Annotated in this window: 14 protein-coding genes; all 14 read right to left on the reverse strand. The window is 69.4% G+C overall.

Annotated features, from left to right (window positions below):
• A partial coding sequence (locus JAO81_RS39700) for a DivIVA domain-containing protein (RefSeq protein ID WP_199552874.1) occupies positions 1-831 on the reverse strand: 831 nt, incomplete at its 3' end.
• Between the two features lie 55 nt (positions 832-886).
• Positions 887-1171 (reverse strand): YggT family protein, encoded by a 285-nt coding sequence (locus JAO81_RS39705; protein ID WP_165335537.1) that lies wholly within the window; start codon positions 1169-1171, stop codon positions 887-889.
• 59 nt (positions 1172-1230) lie between these two features.
• Entirely contained in the window at positions 1231-1878 is a 648-nt protein-coding gene (locus JAO81_RS39710; RefSeq protein ID WP_165335536.1) for a cell division protein SepF, read from the reverse strand.
• Between the two features lie 124 nt (positions 1879-2002).
• Complete coding sequence (locus JAO81_RS39715) at positions 2003-2722, reverse strand: YggS family pyridoxal phosphate-dependent enzyme (RefSeq protein WP_199552875.1); 720 nt, start codon at positions 2720-2722, stop codon at positions 2003-2005.
• Positions 2723-2728: 6 nt separating this feature from the next.
• A complete protein-coding gene (pgeF, locus tag JAO81_RS39720) occupies positions 2729-3439 on the reverse strand; it encodes a peptidoglycan editing factor PgeF (RefSeq protein WP_374194416.1) in 711 nt (236 codons plus the stop codon).
• A gap of 32 nt (positions 3440-3471) precedes the next feature.
• The gene (gene ftsZ / locus JAO81_RS39725) at positions 3472-4683 is read right to left on the reverse strand and encodes a cell division protein FtsZ (protein ID WP_199552876.1); all 1212 of its coding nucleotides are present in this window, start codon (positions 4681-4683) and stop codon (positions 3472-3474) included.
• A 284-nt stretch (positions 4684-4967) separates the two neighbouring features.
• Positions 4968-5756 (reverse strand): FtsQ-type POTRA domain-containing protein, encoded by a 789-nt coding sequence (locus JAO81_RS39730; protein ID WP_199552877.1) that lies wholly within the window; start codon positions 5754-5756, stop codon positions 4968-4970.
• A gap of 52 nt (positions 5757-5808) precedes the next feature.
• On the reverse strand, positions 5809-6903 hold the full coding sequence (murG, locus tag JAO81_RS39735) for an undecaprenyldiphospho-muramoylpentapeptide beta-N-acetylglucosaminyltransferase (RefSeq protein WP_199552878.1): 1095 nt from the start codon (positions 6901-6903) through the stop codon (positions 5809-5811).
• Positions 6904-6909: 6 nt separating this feature from the next.
• A complete protein-coding gene (ftsW, locus tag JAO81_RS39740) occupies positions 6910-8196 on the reverse strand; it encodes a putative lipid II flippase FtsW (protein ID WP_233416572.1) in 1287 nt (428 codons plus the stop codon).
• Positions 8197-8311: 115 nt separating this feature from the next.
• A complete protein-coding gene (gene murD, locus JAO81_RS39745; protein WP_199552880.1) occupies positions 8312-9742 on the reverse strand; it encodes a UDP-N-acetylmuramoyl-L-alanine--D-glutamate ligase in 1431 nt (476 codons plus the stop codon).
• Complete coding sequence (mraY, locus tag JAO81_RS39750) at positions 9739-10809, reverse strand: phospho-N-acetylmuramoyl-pentapeptide-transferase (protein WP_199552881.1); 1071 nt, start codon at positions 10807-10809, stop codon at positions 9739-9741. Before mraY ends, murD begins: the two co-directional genes overlap by 4 nt.
• Positions 10806-12200, reverse strand: a complete 1395-nt coding sequence (murF, locus tag JAO81_RS39755; protein WP_199552882.1) for a UDP-N-acetylmuramoyl-tripeptide--D-alanyl-D-alanine ligase — start codon at positions 12198-12200, stop codon at positions 10806-10808. Before murF ends, mraY begins: the two co-directional genes overlap by 4 nt.
• Before the next feature lie 4 nt (positions 12201-12204).
• Positions 12205-13893 carry a UDP-N-acetylmuramoyl-L-alanyl-D-glutamate--2,6-diaminopimelate ligase gene (locus JAO81_RS39760; protein WP_307814179.1) on the reverse strand — a complete coding sequence of 563 codons (1689 nt, stop codon included), beginning with the start codon at positions 13891-13893 and terminating at the stop codon, positions 12205-12207.
• 68 nt (positions 13894-13961) lie between these two features.
• Positions 13962-15851, reverse strand: a 1890-nt coding sequence (locus JAO81_RS39765) for a penicillin-binding protein 2 (RefSeq protein ID WP_199552884.1), incomplete at its 5' end; no start/stop codon positions are given.

Consider the following 15851-nt stretch of genomic DNA (forward strand, 5'->3'; position numbering starts at 1 on the left):
GGCCTGGCCCCCCAGCTGACGCAGCTGAGACCCCAGGTAGGACTTCAGACGCGTGCGGTACTCGCGCTCGAAGCCGCGCAGGTCCTCGACCTTGCGCTCAAGCGTGGCGCGGGCGGACTCCAGGGAGCCCATCGCGACGCGGTGCTTCTCCTGCGCGTCCCGCTCCAGGGCGTCGGCCTTGGCACGGGCGTCACGCTCGAGGCCCTCGGCACGCGAACGCGCCTCGCCCACGATCTTGTTGGCCTCGGAACGGGCCTCCGCGATCGCCTGGTCGGCGGTCTGCTGCGCCAGCGAGAGCACGCGCGCGGCGCTGTCGCCGCCGGGGCCCTGACCGGGCTGCGGCATCTGCGGACCGTGGTTGCCCATGGGGCCACCCATCGGACCGCCCATGGGGCCGCCCTGCATCGGGCCGGGGCCCTGCGGACCGTGGCCGCCCTGCGGACCGTGGCCCTGCGGGCCGTGGCCACCCTGCGGACCGTGTCCACTGGGACCGGCCGGAAGCTGCGGGGCACCGCTCGGCAGCTGCGGCGGACCCCCCATGGGGCCGCCCATCTGCTGCGGCGGTCCCGATATGCCGGCGGGCACGGGGGCGCCCGGACCGCGCTGGTCCTGCGGCTCCGGGGGCTTGCGCATGCCCTGCTGCTGGTTCTGCGCGGCGGCACGGGTCGCGGCGGCCAGCTTGGCGCGCAGGTCCTCGTTCTCGCGGAGCAGGCGGGTCAGTTCGGACTCGACCTCGTCGAGGAAGGCATCAACCTCGTCCTCGTCATAGCCTTCTCGGAGGCGGACAGTCGTGAACTGCTTGTTCCGCACGTCCTCGGGGGTCAACGGCATCTCTTCACCTCAACGTAGTCGTCGGCATTCGGCAAGACCGTAATAGACATCGTGCTCACAGCCGGCTCACAACGGAGATCAGGATGTAGACGATGATCATCAGCACGAAGAAGGACAGGTCGAGCGCCACGCCCCCGAGACGCAGCGGCGGAATGAACCGCCGCAGAAGCTTGAGCGGTGGATCAGTGACAGTGTAGGTGGCCTCCAGAACGACCACCATCGCCTTGCCGGGTTGCCATGAGCGGGCGAACTGGAAGACGTAGTCCATGACCAACCGGAAGATCAGCACCACAAGAAACAACGTCAACGCGATATAGAGCACATTCCAGACAACGCTCATGACTCGCGCTTCCCTCTCCCCTGTGTCTCGTGCTGTTCGTGTTCTGCCGGTACTGCGTCTCAGCTCTGGTTGAAGAACCCGCCCTCTGCGATGCGGGCCTTGTCCTCCGCCGTGACATCGACGTTAGCAGGAGACAGCAGGAACACCTTCTGCGTCACCCGCTCAATGCTGCCGTGCAGTCCGAAGACCAGACCGGCGGCGAAGTCCACCAGACGCTTCGCGTCCGTGTCGTCCATCTCCGTCAGATTCATGATCACCGGAGTGCCTTCACGGAAGTGTTCCCCGATGGTACGGGCCTCGTTGTAGGTCCGAGGGTGCAACGTCGTGATGCGGTACGGCTCCCGCTCGGACACAACCTTGGGCATGATCACCGGTGCGTTCTTCTCCAGGCTCTGACGTTCAGGTGTGATGGATGCCACGGGGGCAATACGAGCGGGACGTCCGATTTCAGCCGAAAGCGCACTCGAACCCCCGGCCGCGACCGGGACCGAGGATGAAATAGGCGCCCGCGGTGCGGGAGTTTGCACCTTTCGCTCCGGTTCCTCCCGGTGCAGTTCACGCGACGGCTCATGCCGCCTGCGGTCCCGCTCCGGCTCGGGGTCCAGCTCGGGTTCGAACTCGTCATCGGGGTCGAAGCCCCGGCCGTCGTAACCGTCGTCCTCCACGAGGCCGAGGTAGACCGCCATCTTGCGCATCGCGCCGGCCATGCTCTGAGTCCTCCGCTCTGAGGTGGATACGCCGGCGCCGCCAAGTGCCCACGATCCACCGGATATCCCCGCTGATCTGCGAGAATCACCATATTTTCTGCTGTGGTCCGACTTCTTGGCGACGTTACCCGAGCCGGGGTCGGACTCCGAGTACCGCAGTGCCGACGCGTACATGTGTCGCCCCTGCCGCAACGGCCTGTTCGAGGTCCGCGCTCATCCCTGCCGAGACCATGTTCGCAGCCGGATGAGCGCTGCGCAGGTCAGTCGACAAATCCATCAGCCGCTTGAACGCCTTGAGTTGTTCACCGGCGTACGGTCCTGCGAGCGGCGCGACGGTCATCAGTCCGTCGAGCCGCAATCCGGGAGATTCCGCGACAAGCGCCGCCAACTCCTCGATTCCATCCGGGGCTACGCCACCACGGTCCCCTCGGCCGCCCACTTCGGCGTCGAGCGCGACCTGGATCAGACAGCCCACTTCACGTTCCGCGCGCACGGCCGCCGTCGACAGCGCGGTGACCAGCTTCGCCCGGTCCACCGACTGCACGACATCCGCGTAACCCACCACGGAACGGACCTTGTTGGTCTGCAGCTGCCCGACGAAGTGCCACTGCAGCGGAAGGTCCGCGCAGGCGGCCGCCTTGGGGGCCGCGTCCTGGTCCTTGTTCTCCGCGACATGGCGTACGCCGAGTTCGGACAGCAGACGGGCATCGCTCGCGGGGAAGGTCTTGGTGACCACGATGAGGGTCACGTCCTCGCGTGCGCGACCTGCCGCCGCACACGCGGCCGCGATCCGCTCCTCCACCTCTGCGAGGTTTGCCGCGAGTTCGGCCTTACGGTCGGTCATGTCGTATCAGTCCAGCCAGACATAGCTTGCGAGCCGGCCCGTCGTACGGTCGCGGCGGTACGAGAAGTGGTCGGCGGATTCCCGGGTGCACACGCCGCAGTCGGCGACATCGCCCACCCCGAGCCGCTCCAACTGGGCCCGCACCCCGGCCGTGACGTCGACCGCCGGGGTTCCCCAACTGGTCTCCGTATACGCCGCGGGCTCCACGGCCGCCACCTCCGCGCGCATGTCGGCGGGGACTTCGTAGCAGCGGCCGCAGACGGCGGGGCCGGTGCGGGCGATGATCCGGCCGGGCTCGGCGCCCAGCTTCACCATCGCCTCGACGGTCGCGGGCACCACCCCGGCCACCATCCCCGGCCGGCCCGCGTGCGCGGCGCCGATGACTCCGGACTCGGGGTCGGCGAGCAGTACGGGGGTGCAGTCGGCGGTGAGGACCGCGAGGACCAGGCCCCGTCGTGCGGTCACCACCCCGTCCACGGAGGGGATGTCCGCAGCGGAATCCCAGGGGCCGTCGACGACGGCCACGTCCTTGCCGTGCACCTGGTTCATCCAGACGACCCGTTCCGGATCGAATCCCAGGGACCGCGCCGCGAGTTCACGATTGCGGTGAACGGCCCCGGGGTCGTCGCCGACCGCGCCGCCCAGGTTGAGCTGCTCGTACGGAACGGCGCTCACCCCGCCCCACCGGTTGGTGAAGGCGAAGCGGGCGCCGCTCACGAGATCGTGCTGTGCCGCTATGGGTCCCGGTGTCACTTCAGGAAGTCCGGTACGTCCAGCTCCTCGGCCTGGGTGTCCTGGTAGGGACGGGCCGGCGGGACCTGCGGCGGGGCGATCGGCGCGGCCGGGGCGTCGGCCGGCTTGGCCTCCGCGACCGGCTCGGGTGCCGAGGTCTCCTCGCGCGGGGTCACGCTGCCGAGGCCGCCGAACGCGGGGCGGGACTCGGTGCGTGCCGGGGTCGGCTCCTCGCGCTTGGTCGAGGACGCCCCGATCACGTTGTCCCGCTTCGGCCGCGGGCGGCCGCCGCCCGAGGCGGCCGCGCGGGCCGGGGCCCGGACCTCGTCACCGAGCGCATCGTCGATGACCGCGCCGAAGATGATGTTGGCCTCGGGGTGCGCGGCCTCGCTCACCAGCTGGGCTGCCTCGTTGATCTCGAAGAGACCGAGGTCGCTGCCGCCGGAGATGGAGAGCAGCACACCGCGGGCGCCGTCGATGGACGCCTCCAGGAGCGGCGAGGAGATCGCCATCTCCGCGGCGGCCACCGCGCGGTCGTCGCCGCGCGCCGAGCCGATGCCCATGAGCGCCGAACCCGCCTCGGACATCACGGACTTGACGTCCGCGAAGTCCAGGTTGATCAGGCCGGGCGTGGTGATGAGGTCGGTGATGCCCTGGACACCCGAGAGCAGCACCTGGTCCGCGGACTTGAACGCGTCCAGGACGCTGACCTGGCGGTCCGAGATGGACAGCAGGCGGTCGTTGGGGATGACGATGAGGGTGTCGACCTCTTCGCGGAGCTCGGCGATGCCGTCCTCCGCCTGGTTGGCACGCCGGCGTCCCTCGAAGGTGAACGGCCGGGTGACCACACCGATGGTGAGGGCACCGAGCGAGCGGGCGATGTTGGCGACGACAGGTGCGCCGCCGGTGCCGGTGCCGCCGCCTTCGCCGGCGGTGACGAAGACCATGTCGGCCCCCTTGAGGACCTCCTCGATCTCCTCGCGGTGGTCTTCTGCGGCCTTGCGGCCGACGGCGGGGTTGGCGCCGGCGCCGAGTCCGCGGGTGAGTTCACGGCCGACGTCGAGCTTGACGTCGGCGTCGCTCATCAACAGGGCTTGCGCGTCGGTGTTGATGGCGATGAACTCGACACCCTTGAGACCGACCTCGATCATCCGGTTGATGGCATTGACACCACCGCCGCCGACACCGATGACTTTGATGACTGCGAGGTAGTTCTGCGGTGCTGCCACGTCGAAGGCCTCTCGCCTCGAGTTACGTGCGTCGCCTCGCCGGTCGAGCGAGCGACGACTGATGCCGAATTGGGACGGTCCGAGCGCCGACCCGAACCCTAACGCTGAAGTTTAGGGTTACCAGTGCGTCTGTTGCTGGTCTTTGTCTGACCCTTCCGAACAGGACACTAAGTCGACAAGTGGCGCGCGTTCAACGAACACGCCGAACCTCCCGTTTTTCTTTTCACCCTATGTGATCAGCCGTTGCGCTGACCAACCAGGGTGCTGGCCAGCACCTATGTGCGTCAACTCCCTGATACGGCAGGGGAAGTGGGGGCACTCACATCGAAGTGACCGGCATCCGGAGCCGCTTTCATCAGCGCGGTCAACGCGGCGGCCTTCGACTCACCCTTCTCGCTGCTTCCCCAGTCGACGGTACGTCCGTCGCTCAACTCCAGGGAGATGGAGTCATATGAACGCACTTCCATCGTGCGGGTACGGGAGGCCACCGCCGGCGGGATGTCGCGGGCCACTTCCACCGCTTCGACGAGCAGCCGGTCGATCCCGAAGCGATGCAGACTCGGTGAGCGGTCGGCGGTCAATTGCAGCTTCGGTACGTTCTTCGGGGCGCTCGTGACGGTCGCGAACCGCACGCCTTCCGCGTCCACTTCGACGAACTTGCCGTCCTTTTCGAGGAGCAGAACCGGCTTGCGTTCGGTCACTTTCAGCGCGATTCCGTGCGGCCAGGAACGCACCGCGTCAACGGAGTCGATACGGGGCAGTTGTCGTCGCAACCGGTCCTCAATCGCCTCGGTGTCGACGGAAATCAGTGGCGCACCGACCGGAACGGACGCGGCGTCGAGCACCTGATCCGGGGTCAGCACCTGGGTCCCCGAGGTCGTCACGCGCTCCACGCGCAGCCACTCCGAGCCGTACAGAAGCCAGATCACTCCCCCGCCGAGGACGGTCACGAGGACGGCGACGGCGAGCAGCAGCCGGGGCGAGGGCAGGCGGCGGCCGGGGGAAGGCCGCGGCGGACGGGCCGGGGCCTTCGGCCGCTGCCGTTCTCCGGTGACAGCTGAGGGTCCGGCCACGCTCGCCTGCCTTCTCACGCCCTGTGGCGTGCCGCTTCGTATCGGCGAAGGCTCACGCCCGGTGGCGTGCCGCGATCGCCTCGTACACCATGCCGACCAGGAGTTCGTCGGCGTCCCGGCGGCCGAACTCCGAGGCGGCGCGGGACATCTCGTACAGCCGGTGCGGATCGGCGAGGACGGGCAGCACATTGCGCTGGACCCATTCCGGCGTCAGTTCCGCGTCGTCGACGAGGAGTCCGCCGCCCGCCTTGACCACCGGCTGGGCGTTCAGCCGCTGTTCGCCGTTGCCGATGGGCAGCGGGACGTAGGCGGCCGGAAGTCCGACGGCGGAGAGTTCGGCGACGGTCATCGCGCCCGCGCGGCAGAGCATCATGTCGGCCGCGGCGTACGCGAGGTCCATCCGGTCCACGTACGGTACCGGGATGTACGGGGGCATCCCCGGCATCTGCTGCACGTGCGGCAGTTCGTTCTTCGGACCGACCGCGTGCAGGATCTGGATGCCCGCCTGCTGCAGGTACGGGGCCGCCTGCTGGACGACCTCGTTCAGGCGGCGGGCGCCCTGCGAGCCGCCGGAGACAAGCAGCGTGGGCAAGTTGGGGTCGAGACCGAACGCGGCGCGCGCCTCGGGGCGGACCCGGGCGCGGTCGAGGGTCGCGATGGTGCGGCGCAGCGGGATGCCGATGTAGCGCGAGCCGCGCAGCTTGCTGTCCGGCGTGGAGACCGCGACGGCCGCGGCGTAGCGCGAGCCGATCTTGTTGGCCAGACCGGGCCGCGCGTTGGCCTCGTGCACGATGATCGGCACGCCCAGACGCTTGGCCGCGAAGTACGCGGGCAGCGCCACGTATCCGCCGAAGCCGCACACGGCGTCGGCCTTGGTGCGCTCCAGGATCTGCTCGGCGGCCTTGATGGTGCCGCGCAGGCGGCCCGGGACCGTGAGCAGTTCCGGGGTGGGCTTGCGCGGGAGCGGTACGGCGGGGATCAGCGCCAGTTCATAGCCGCGCTCGGGTACGAGCCGGGTCTCGAGTCCACGCTCCGTGCCCAGGGCCGTGATGCCCGTGGTCGGGTCCTGCCTGCGCAGGGCGTCCGCGAGGGCGAGCGCGGGCTCGATGTGGCCGGCGGTCCCCCCACCGGCGAGTACGACATGCACCGAAATTCACCGCTCTCCGGACGGTCGCGCCTTGGCGCGCCGTCGCATCGTGTTCCATCTCCCCGCAGACCGCTTCTTACCAGAGGCTGCCGACCTCATGGCAAGTGCGGCCCGGGCCGCGGGTTCATCGCGCGCGAACGCGATGAGCAGCCCGATCGCGAACATGGTCGGCAGCAGGGCCGAGCCTCCGTAGGAGAACAGCGGGAGCGGGACACCGGCGATCGGCAGCAGGCCGAGCACCGCACCGATGTTGACCACGGCCTGGGCCGTGATCCAGGTGGTCACACCTCCCGCGGCATACCTCACGAAGGGCTCCTCCGTGCGTCCGGCCACGCGGATACCCGCATAGCCTAGAGCCGCGAAGAGACCGAGTACGGACAGCGTCCCCGCCAGGCCGAGCTCCTCCCCGGTGATGGCGAAGATGAAGTCCGTGTGGGGTTCGGGCAGTTGGCCCCATTTTTCCACACTGGCACCGAGACCGGAACCGAAGAATCCGCCCGAGGCGAGTGCGTAGATTCCGTGCAGAGCCTGCCAGCACTGGTCGCCGGGGCCCGCGTCCGAGGTGCCCAGACAGGCAAGACGGGCCATACGGTTCGGGCTGGTCCGGATCAGGATGAAGCCGAGCAGACCGGCGACCGCGAGCACACCGCCGAAGAGCCGGGTCGGTGCTCCCGCGAGCCAGAGCAGGCCGAAGAGGATGGCCGTGAGAATGATCGCGGTGCCCATGTCGCCGCCGAGCATGATCAGGCCGAGCAGCATGAACGTCACCGGAACGAGCGGCACCAGCATGTGCTTCCACTGCGTCAGCATCTGCCGGTCGCCCTTGCGGGCGAGCAGGTCCGCGCCCCACAGCACCAGCGCCAGCTTGCCGAACTCACTGGGCTGCAGCTGGAACGGGCCGCCCAGCGAGATCCAGTTCTGGTTGCCGTTGACCGCATGCCCTATCCCCGGCACCTGCACGAGGATCATCAGGAAGACGCTGCCGACGAGGATCGGATACGCGAGGGCGCGGTGCAGCCGTACCGGCATCCGCATCGCGACCACGAGCAGGATCGTGCCGAGCACGGCCGCGAAGAACTGCTTGCGGAAGAAGTACGAGGGCGCGAGGGAGTATTCGAGCGCCTGGATCTGCGAGGCCGAGTAGACCATCACGAGCCCGAGGGTCGTGATCAGCAGACTGCCGCCGAGGATCAGGTAGTACGCGGTCAGCGGCCGGTCCCAGGCCCGCTTGGCCTGCTCGTGGAGCCGTCTGAGCTGCCCCAGGGGGCCCGGCGGACGGCCGGGGCCCGACATACGCGGCCGCGGCCTCGACGAGGGCCGCCGCACTGTGCCGGAACGGCTCGCACCCATCTCGTGTCCCCTCCAGTCGTCGCCGCCGCCCCCGCCGGGCGTGACTGCTCGGACAGGGCTAGGCGGTCTCGGCGGCCAGGGCGCGGACCGCTTCCGCGAAGGCCTCACCGCGCTTGTTGTAGTTCACGAACATGTCCATCGACGCACAGGCCGGCGCCATGAGGACGGTGTCCCCCGGCTGCGCGAGGCGCCCCGCCTCGCGGACCGCCGCGGACATCGCCCCAGTGTCGGTCCGTTCGAGGTCGACGACCGGGACGTTTGGCGCGTGTCGCCGAAGCGCTTCGGCGATCAGCGCGCGGTCGGCGCCGATGAGGACGGCACCACGGAGTCGCTTTGCCGACTTCTGTACGAGTTCGTCGAAGGTGGCGCCCTTCGCGAGCCCGCCCGCGATCCAGACGATGGACTCGTACGCGGCCAACGAGGCTTCCGCCGCATGGGTGTTGGTCGCCTTGGAGTCGTCCACGTAGGACACCCCTGCCACGTCCTCGACATGCGAGATGCGGTGCGCGTCGGGACGGAAGGCGCGCAGGCCCTCCCGTACGGCAGCGGGCTGGACGCCGTAGGCGCGCGCGAGAGCCGCCGCCGCAAGGGCGTTGGCGATGTTGTGCGGTGCCGGCGGGTTGACGTCGGCGACCTCGGCGAGTTCCTGGGCGTTCTTCTGCCGGTTCTCGACGAAGGCGCGGTCGACCAGGAGGCCCTCCACCACACCGAGTTCGGAGGGGCCCGGGGTGCCGAGGGTGAAGCCGATCGCGCGGCAACCGTCCTCGACATCCGCCTCGACGACCAAGTCCTCGGTGGCCTTGTCAGACACGTTGTAGACGCAGGCAACCTGGTTGCCCTCGTAGATACGGCCCTTGTCGGCGGCGTACGCCTCCATCGAGCCGTGCCAGTCGAGGTGGTCGGGCGCGAGGTTCAGGACGGCCGCGGAGTGGGCGCGAAGGGAGGGCGCCCAGTGCAACTGATACGAGGAGAGCTCGACGGCGAGCACGTCGTACGCGTCGTCGCCTTCGAGGACCACGTCGATGATCGGCGTACCGATGTTGCCGACCGCGGCCGTGCGCAGACCGGCCGCCCGCAGGATCGACGCCAGCATCTGGGTCGTGGTGGTCTTGCCGTTGGTGCCGGTGATCGCGAGCCAGGGGGCCGCGTCCGGACCGCGCAGGAGCCAGGCGATCTCGACGTCGCCGACCACGTCCACGCCCGCCTCGGCGGCGGCCGCGAACAACGGGGACGAGGGCTTCCAGCCCGGCGAGGTGACGACGAGCGAGGTGCCCTCGGGCAAGGTCTCGGCATCTCCCAGACGTACGGAAATACCGTCCGCCTCAAGGGCCGCCGCCGGCTCCTTGTGCAGGTCGCCCGAGCCACCGTCCACGACGGTCACCGAAGCGCCGAGGCCGGCCAGGGCGCGGGCGGCGCTGATGCCGCTCACGCCGAGACCGGCGACGGTGACGTGCTTGCCCTCGACGTCCAAGGCGCCGTGTGAGGTCACTTGTTGTTCGCCCAACCTGCGTAGAAGAGACCGAGACCGACGATCACGCACATGCCCTGGATGATCCAGAAGCGGACCACCACAAGGACTTCGGACCACCCCTTGAGTTCGAAGTGGTGCTGCAGCGGTGCCATGCGGAAGACGCGCTTGCCGGTGAGGCGGAACGAACCGACCTGGATGACCACGGACGCGGTGATCAGGACGAACAGGCCGCCGAGCAGCGCGAGAAGGAGCTCCGTGCGGGAGCAGATCGCCAGACCCGCGAGCGCACCACCGAGCGCGAGCGAACCGGTGTCGCCCATGAAGATCTTGGCCGGCGAGGTGTTCCACCACAGGAAGCCGAAGCAGGAACCCATCAGCGCGGAGGCCACGATCGCGAGGTCGAGCGGGTCACGTACCTCGAAACAGGCCGAGGGGTTGGTGAGCGTGGTCGCGTTGGCGCAGGACTCCTGGAACTGCCAGACACCGATGAAGGTGTACGCGCCGAAGACCATCACCGAGGCGCCGGTGGCCAGACCGTCGAGGCCGTCGGTGAGGTTCACCCCGTTCGACATGGCCAGGATCATGAACAGCGCCCAGACCACGAACAGGACCGGGCCGATCGACCAGCCGAAGTCCTGCACGAACGAAATCTTCATCGAGGCAGGGGTGTTGCCGCGGATGTCCGCGAACTGCAGGGCGAGCACCGCGAAGGTGATGCCGACGATCAGCTGGCCGGCCATCTTCGCCTTGGCCCGCAGACCGAGCGAACGCCGCTTGATGATCTTGATGTAGTCGTCGAGGAAGCCGACGAGGCCCATGCCCGCCATCAGGAAGAGCACCAGGAGACCCGAGAAGGTGGTCGGCGCTCCCGTGATCAGCTTCGTGGCGAAGTACGCGATGATCGTCGCCAGGATGAAGGCGATACCGCCCATCGTCGGCGTACCGCGCTTGCTCGCGTGCTCGCGCGGGCCGTCGTCGCGGATGTACTGCCCGTAGCCCTTCTTCGCGAGCAGCTTGATGAGCAGCGGGGTGCCGATCAGGGTCAGGAACAGCCCGATGACACCGGAGAAGAGAATCTGCCTCATCGGCCGGAGACCTCACCCTCGAGCAGTGCGAGCGCGACCTGTTCCAGGCCCACCGACCTGGAAGCCTTCACGAGCACGACGTCTCCCGGGCGCAGCTCGCTGCGCAGCAGGTCGACAGCCGCCTGTGCGTCGGACACGTGCACCGACTCCTCACCCCACGAACCCTCGTTGTATGCGCCCAGTTGCAGCCAGGACGCTTCCCTGTCCCCGACCGCGACGAGCTTGCTCACGTTGAGACGGACGGCGAGCCGTCCGACCGCGTCGTGCTCGGGCAGCGCTTCATCGCCGAGCTCGGCCATCTTGCCGAGCACCGCCCACGTCCGGCGGCCCTTCGCCATGGCGGCCAGGGCACGCAGCGCGGCCCGCATGGATTCGGGGTTCGCGTTGTAGGCGTCGTTGACGACGGTCACACCGTCCGCGCGCTCGGTGACCTCCATACGCCAGCGGGACAGGTTGCCCGCCCCGGAGAGCGCGGTCGCGATCTCGTCGGCGGACATACCCAGGTCATGGGCGACGGCGGCCGCGGCGAGCGCGTTCGACACGTGGTGCTCACCGTACAGGCGCAAGGTCACCTCGCTGCACCCGGTAGGCGTGTGCAGGGTGAAGGCGGGCTGCCCCTGATCGGTGAGACGGACGTTCTCGGCACGTACGTCCGCGTCGTCCGCCTCTCCGAAGAAGAGCACCTTCGCCTTCGTACGGGAGGACATGGCGCGTACGAGCGGATCGTCCGCGTTGAGGATCGCCGTGCCGTCGGCCGGCAGCGCCTCCACCAGCTCGCCCTTGGCCTGGGCGATCTGCTCGCGGCCGCCGAACTCGCCGATGTGGGCGGTGCCGACGTTGAGCACCAGGCCGATCTTCGGCGGGGTCAGACCCGTGAGATAGCGGATGTGGCCGATGCCGCGGGCTCCCATCTCCAGGACGAGGTGCCTGGTGGTGGTGTCCGCGGTGAGCGCGGTGAGCGGCAGACCGATCTCGTTGTTGAGGGAGCCGGGCGTCCAGACCGTGGGCGCGTGGTGCTGCAGCACCTGCGCGATCAGGTCCTTGGTGGACGTCTTGCCGGCGGAGCCGGTGAGCGCGACGACCTCGGTGCCCAGGCGCTGCACCACGGTGCGGGCGAGGGTGCCGAGCGCGGTCTGGACGTCGTCGACCACGATCGCGGGCACGCCGAGTGGCCGGGTGGCGAGCACCGCGGCCGCTCCGGAGGCGATGGCCTTGTCCGCGTAGTCATGGCCGTCGACATGCTCGCCGGCGAACGCGGCGAAGAGCCCGCCGGGTTCCACCTTGCGCGAGTCGATGACGACGGAGCCGGTGACCTCACGGCCGGTGTCCGGTATGTCGTGGGGCTGCCCGCCGGTGATGGTGGCGATCTCGGCGAGGGAGAGGGCGATCACAGCTTCATCCCCGGGGGTTCTGGGCGGCTGCGCGGTGGCGCCGGATTGCGGTCCGCAGCACGTCTCGGTCGTCGAAGGGGCGTACCACCCCGTTGATGTCCTGGCCCTGCTCATGGCCCTTGCCGGCGACGAGCACGGTGTCGCCGGGCTCGGCACGGGCGACCACCGCGGCGATCGCGGCGGCCCGGTCCTCGAACAGGACCACGTCGCCACGTTCGTGCACGGGCACCTCGGCGGCGCCCGCGATCATCGTGGCGAGGATCGCGAGGGGGTCCTCGGAGCGCGGGTTGTCGGAGGTGAGCACGGCGGTGTCCGCGAGCCGCGCGGCCGCCGCGCCCATCGGGGCGCGCTTGGTCTTGTCACGGTCGCCGCCGCAGCCGAGCACGATGTGCAGCTTGCCCTCGGTGACCTTGCGCAGGGCGCGCAGGACCGATTCGACGGCGTCGGTCTTGTGGGCGTAGTCGACCACGGCGAGATACGGCTGTCCCTCGTCGACCCGCTCCAGGCGGCCCGGTACACCGGGCACGGCCGCGATGCCGTCGGCGGCGGTCTGCGGGTCGATGCCCGCGGCGGCGAGCGCGACGATCGCGGCGAGGGTGTTCGCCACGTTGAAGGGGCCGGCCAGCGGGGACTTGGCGCGGATGCGCTCGCCCTTCGGGCCGATCACCGTGAACGCGGAGTCCATCGGGCCGACTTCGACCTGCTCGGCATGCCAGTCGGCGTCCGGGTGGCCCTCGGCGGAGAAGGTGACGACCGGGACGGTCGCCTCCTTGGCGAGCCTGCGGCCGTACTCGTCATCGAAGTTGACGATGCCCAGCTTGGACCGCTTCGGCGTGAAGAGCTGCGCCTTCGCCTGGAAGTAGTCCTCCATGTCGGAGTGGAACTCCATGTGCTCCGGGCTCAGGTTGTTGAAGACGGCGATGTCGAAGACACAGCCGTCCACGCGCCCGAGCACCAGGGCGTGGCTGGAGACCTCCATCGCGACCGAGTCGGCGCCGCGCTCGCGCATCACCGCGAACAGGGCCTGCAGATCGGTCGCTTCGGGCGTGGTCCGCTCGGACTTGATGCGCTCGTCGCCGATGCGCATCTCGACGGTGCCGATGAGTCCGGTGTTGCGGCCGGCCGCCTGGAGCCCGCCTTCGACGAGATACGCGGTCGTGGTCTTGCCCGACGTACCGGTGATCCCGATCTGCAGCAGGTCCTGACCGGGCCGTCCGTAGATCGTGGCCGCGAGCTCGCCCATCCGGCCGCGCGGGTCACCGGCGACCAGGACCGGCAGGCCGGTGGCCGACGCGCGGGGCAGGCCCGCCGGGTCGGTGAGGATCGCCACGGCGCCGAGATCGGCGGCCTGCGCGGCGAAGTCCGCGCCGTGGACACGGGCTCCGGGCAGCGCGGCGTAGATGTCACCGGGGCGTACCGCACGGGAGTCGTGGGTGATGCCGGTGACGTCGGCGGCGGCGGGGGCGTCGACACCCAGTGCGGCGGCGAGGTCGGCGAGGGTGCTCGCCGCGACCCGCTCCGGCCGCGGCGGTCCCGGGTAGGTGACGGGGCCGCCCTCACGGGTGGTGGGGGACTGATCAGCGTGTGGCACGGCGGTGAGCGTACCGGGCGCGGGTGGCCGGGGGCGAAATGGGGCGGCGTGGCTGTCCTGCTGCTCTGCCTGGTTCCCCGGGCCCGGGGTGATCGTTGTCACGGCGGCGGTACCTGTTATCCAGTGTTCGTGGGGGTCTGCGTACATGGGGTTGCCGGATGCGCGTCGGGTCAGTCCTCCGGTTTGAACGTGACGGGCAGCCCGGGCGCCTTCGCGCCGGACGGGGCCACCTGAAGGGTCTTCAGGGCGAACTCCATGACCTGCTTGTAGATGGGGGCGCAGATCTGGCCGCCGAAGTAGTTGCCCTTGGTCGGGTTCTGTACGACGCAGTAGACGGCGAGCCGGGGCTTGTCGGCCGGGGCGAAGCCGGCGAACGAGGACGTGTAGCCGTTGTAGCGGCCGGTCTCCGGGTCGACCCGGTTCGCGGTGCCGGTCTTGCCGGCCACCCGGTAGCCGTCGATCTCCGCCTTGGTGCCGGTGCCTTCCGGGTCGTCGACCACGGACTGCAGCATCTCGGAGAGCGTCTTGGCGGTGCCCTCGCTGATGACCCGGGTCTTCTTCGGCTCGTCCTCGGGCGTGAACCGGCCGTCGGGCCCCTTCTTTCCCCGTACGAGAGAAGGCTCGACGCGGACCCCGCCGTTGGCGACGGTCGAGTACATGGAGACGGCCTGCACGGCGTTGAGCGAATAGCCCTGGCCGAAGGGGACCGTGTACTGCGTGGACGTCGACCAGTCCTCGGGCTTGTGCAGGAGACCCGGGGTCTCGCCGGGGAAGCCGGTGCCGGTCTTCTGGCCCATGCCGAACTTGCGCAGGTAGTCGTACAGGACCTTGTTGGCTTCCGGCTGCGTCTTGCCGAGCTGCTGGGTCGCGAGGATCGTGCCGATGTTGGAGGACTTCGCGAGAACGCCGCTCAGGGTGAGGTACCAGGTCTCGTGGTCGATGTCGTCGCGGAAGAGACGGTCGCCGCGGTGCAGACGGTTGGGCACCGTGACATGGGTGCCGGGTGCGGCGGCCTTCTCCTCGAGGACGGCGGCCATCGAGATCAGCTTGCTGGTCGAACCGGGCTCGTAGGCGTCCTGCAGGGCAGGGTTGCCGAGGTTCTTCACGCTGGCCTTGGACAGGTCGTTGGGGTCGAAGCCGGGCGCGTTGGCGAGCGCCAGGATCTCGCCGGTCTTCGTGTCCTGGACGACCACGTAACCGCGGTCGGCCTTGGACTTGGCGACCTGGTCCTCGATGGCCTTCTGCGCCACGTACTGGATATCGCGGTCGAGCGTGAGCTCCACGTCCGAGCCGGGCACGGCGGGGGTCTCGCTGCTGCCCGCGGTCGGTACGCGGCGGCCGCCGGACTGGGCATAGGTGATCATGCCGTCCTCGCCCGCGAGGTCCTTGTCCAGCTGCGACTCGACACCGCCGCCGCCCTTGCCCTCGGCGTTGACCCAGCCCAGTATCCCGGCGGCGAGATCGCCGTTCGGATAGAGCCGCTTGCTGCTCGGCTCCTGGAAGATCCCGGCCAGGACGCCGCCGGTCTCGGGGTTCTTGTCGGCGAGCGCGCTCTTCAGGTCCTTGATCTGGTTCCAGACCTGCGGGGTCTGGCGGCGGGCCAGGAGGGCGTAGCGCTTCTTGTGGTTCTTGAGCTTGTCCGCGAGGTCGGCCGCGTCCTTGCCCAGGATCGGCGCGAGCAGTGCTGCCGCCTGCTCGGGCGCGTCCTTGGTCTCGGTGGCCTCCGCCGAGAACATCTTCGGGTCCGCGGTGATGTCGTAGGCGTCGACGCTGGTCGCGAGCTCATAGCCGTTGCGGTCGGTGATCTGTCCGCGCGTGGCGGCGAGCGTGCTGCTGAAGTACCGGTTCTGCTCCGCCTTGGACGCGTAGACGCTGGCGTCGACGGCCTGCACCTGCACCAGACGTACGACGAAGGCGAGCAGCACCAGCGTCAGGCCGAGGCTCACCAGGCGCAGCCGGGGGCGGGGGCTGCCGAGCCGGATGAGGGCCGGTGCGGGCTTGCGCGGCCCGGACTGCGGGCGGCGGGCGGCGGGTCTGGCGCCCGGCCCCGGCCGGCGCGG

It is taken from the genome of Streptomyces sp. N35 (assembly GCF_016464295.1).
GTDB lineage: Bacteria > Actinomycetota > Actinomycetes > Streptomycetales > Streptomycetaceae > Streptomyces.

Coding starts and splice junctions, on each gene's coding strand:
- mraY (WP_199552881.1), bottom strand. CDS start 10,809: ATGAGGCAGATTCTCTTCTCCGGTGTCATCGGGCTGTTCCTGACCCTG.
- JAO81_RS39710 (WP_165335536.1), bottom strand. CDS start 1,878: ATGGCCGGCGCGATGCGCAAGATGGCGGTCTACCTCGGCCTCGTGGAG.
- JAO81_RS39715 (WP_199552875.1), bottom strand. CDS start 2,722: ATGACCGACCGTAAGGCCGAACTCGCGGCAAACCTCGCAGAGGTGGAG.
- ftsW (WP_233416572.1), bottom strand. CDS start 8,196: ATGTCGGGCCCCGGCCGTCCGCCGGGCCCCCTGGGGCAGCTCAGACGG.
- JAO81_RS39705 (WP_165335537.1), bottom strand. CDS start 1,171: ATGAGCGTTGTCTGGAATGTGCTCTATATCGCGTTGACGTTGTTTCTT.